3 protein-coding genes and 1 pseudogene are annotated in these 2,870 nt (G+C 33.7%); all 4 read right to left on the bottom strand.

What is annotated here, in order from left to right; translation table 11 throughout:
- Window positions 1–834: SufB/SufD family protein (locus ACMUOV_RS01355; protein ID WP_413853046.1), on the bottom strand; the 834-nt coding region annotated here is incomplete at its 3' end.
- A gap of 19 nt (window positions 835–853) precedes the next feature.
- Entirely contained in the window at window positions 854–1,582 is a 729-nt protein-coding gene (locus ACMUOV_RS01350; RefSeq protein ID WP_413853044.1) for an ABC transporter ATP-binding protein, read from the bottom strand.
- 114 nt (window positions 1,583–1,696) lie between these two features.
- Complete coding sequence (gene bioB / locus ACMUOV_RS01345; protein ID WP_413853042.1) at window positions 1,697–2,653, bottom strand: biotin synthase BioB; 957 nt, start codon at window positions 2,651–2,653, stop codon at window positions 1,697–1,699.
- 6 nt (window positions 2,654–2,659) lie between these two features.
- Window positions 2,660–2,870, bottom strand: a pseudogene (locus ACMUOV_RS01340) (orotate phosphoribosyltransferase); the annotation flags it as partial.

The following is a 2,870-nucleotide window of genomic DNA, read 5'->3' as shown; positions in this document are numbered from 1 at the left end:
CGCAATTTTACCGATAGCCGCTTCGTGAATTAATGCGGCATCTATATTATTTGCTTCAAGTGACGGAATTGCCAATATTTTACCTTCATCCATAATTATGGAATCACATTCGGTATGACCGCTGCAACGATTGTTGCCGGTAAGTTTAACTTCAAATTTTTGATAAGATTTTTCTTTTGCCACCGATCTTGATACTATATCCGCCGTTGAACCTTCACCGTCCAAAGTAACGGTGTAACCGCTTACGGCCTGTTGATTGCCGTGAGTTAAAAGTCGTTCTCTTATCACAAGTTTTGCACCCTTTTTAAGATTAGCCGTTGTTTGTCTGTTAGTGTTATCTACTCCCTTAATTTGCACCATTTCCATTTCCATAAAGCTGTTATCCTGCATATAAACTTCCGTTCCGGGATTCAATATTCTTTTCCCCATTCCTTTTCCCGAACCGAAATGTTTTTCAATATATTTTACTTTGGAATTTTTACCGACATAAAACCTGTGTATTCCGTCATGTTGCGAATCTTGTTTACCGCAATTATCTATACCGCACCCTGCAACTATAACCACATCACAGTTTTCACCTATATAGAAATCATTATATACCGTTTCTTTATATCCGCTGTTACTTAAAACCACCGGAATATGAACACTTTCGTTTTTTGTATTATCTTTTATTTTTATATCTATCCCGCTACCTTCGGTTTTTGTTTGTATGTCAATATTGGCGGTTGTATTTCTTCCTGCAAGTTTTCCGTTTGCTCTAAAATTATATGCTCCCATAGGAACATCATGCAAACCGGCAACTTCGGCTATTAATCTTTTTTGTATTTCATCCATTTCCATATATTTAATGCTCCTAACTTAATTTTTCACAAGTTTTTGTTACGGATTCCGTTCCTAAAATATCAGGTAGAATTTCGTCTTTTGTTCCCCTCATTGTCACTTTACCGTCTGCAACTACAATAATTTCATCCGCTATACTTAAAATTCTTTCCTGATGAGAAATAACAATAATCGTTCCGTCGTTAATATTTTTTCTCATCAAATTAAATACTTTTATTAAATTTTGAAAACTCCATAAATCAATACCGGCCTCCGGTTCATCAAAAACGGAAAGTTTAGGTTGTTTTGCAAGAATTGTCGCAATTTCAATTCTTTTAAGTTCTCCTCCCGACAAAGAAGCATCTATTTCTCTTCCTACATATTTACCGGCACATAAACCTACTTTGGATAAATATTCGCATGCCTGTTCTGTTTTCAAGTTATTATTTGATGCAATTTTTAACAAATCATAAACTTGAAGGCCCTTGAATTTTACAGGTTGTTGGAAAGCATATCCTATTCCTGCTTTTGCCCTGTCGGTTATGCTTGTATTTGTAATATCGTTTCCGGCAAAAAACACTTGACCTTTCGTCGGCAATATTATTCCGGCTATTATTTTTGCAAGTGTGGATTTACCGCTACCGTTAGGTCCGGTAACGGCCACAAATTTATTATTACCAATTTTTATATCAATATCTTTTAATATTTCTTTTTTTTGTCCGTTTACGGTAACATCAAAAGAAATATTTTTTAGTTCTAACATATTGTTCTCCGAAAATTAATTTTAAATATCTTTTTATTTTATCAATATAAAATTCGCTTAGCAAATTTTAAATACAAATTAAGAAAGCGATAACAAAAGGAAATGTATTAAAACCTAAAAAGGATTGAATGACAGTTTTTTTATTGTATCAAAATCTTCATCTATTGAAGTACCTGCTGTCGTAAGCATATCACCGGTAATTGTAGCATTTGCCCCTGAAGAAAACATTGATACACCTTTATCTTTAAACAAAAGCCGACCGCCGGCAAGGCGAATAAATGCATCCGGTAAAACAAACCTTGCTATCGCTACGGTTCTGTTAATTTCTTCTTGAGTTAAAATTTTATTATTTTCAAACGGTGTTCCTTTTATGGGGTTTAACACATTTACGGGAACGGATTTTATGCCGAGGTTATATAATTCAAAAAACATATCTATTCTGTCTTCAAATGTTTCCCCCAATCCGAAAATTCCGCCGCTGCAAATTTCAAGCCCGGCTTTTTTTGCCGCGTTTATCGTTTTTATTTTATCGTCATAAGTATGTGTGGTGCAGATATTTGGAAAAAAGTTTCTTGATGTTTCCAAATTGCAATGATACCTTGTAACACCCGCCTGTTTTAATTTTACAAGTTGTTCATAAGTCAAAAGTCCCATTGAAGCACATAACAAAATATCACATTTATTTTTTATATTTTTATAAGTTTGACAAACGGAATCTATTTCTTGGTCGGTAAGTTTTTTGCCTGATGTAACAACAGAAAACCTTTTAACTTTTTTATCGGCATTATGTTTTGCTTCTTTAAATATATTTTGGCTATCAAGCAAAGGATACTCTTTTATACTTGTTTTATAATGCGATGATTGTGCACAAAACTTACAATTTTCACCGCATTTACCGCTTTTGCCGCTGACTATCGAGCACATATCAAATTTATTACCGCAAAATTTTTGTTTTATTTTTTCGGCAACAAAAGAAAACTCTTGCAAATCCGTATTTATAAGAGATAATGCTTCCTGTTTTGTTATATGATAATTTTGATTTAAAATTTTATCCGTTAATTGTTTAAGCATGAATATTTATTTTCTGCTTCCCGGTTTTATAGGTTTTGAACCGTTTTTACATAACGGACATTCTTCAGGTTTATAACTTTTAACTTCCAAACTTAACAAAGAAAATCTCGGAACACCGAAATCCACTTTACCCGCACTTCTGTCAACCAATGAACATACGGCAACAATTTCGGCTCCGGTTTGTTTTAAACTTTCTATAACTTCTCTTGTGGAAAGT

The sequence above is a fragment of the Candidatus Ruminimicrobium bovinum genome, from assembly GCF_902760015.1.
Lineage (GTDB): Bacteria > Elusimicrobiota > Endomicrobiia > Endomicrobiales > Endomicrobiaceae > Ruminimicrobium > Ruminimicrobium bovinum.
Note: the sequence above shows the minus strand (reverse complement) of the source record. Positions and strands in the feature narration are given on the sequence as shown.

Coding starts and splice junctions, on each gene's coding strand:
- bioB (WP_413853042.1), bottom strand. CDS start 2,653: ATGCTTAAACAATTAACGGATAAAATTTTAAATCAAAATTATCATATA.
- ACMUOV_RS01350 (WP_413853044.1), bottom strand. CDS start 1,582: ATGTTAGAACTAAAAAATATTTCTTTTGATGTTACCGTAAACGGACAA.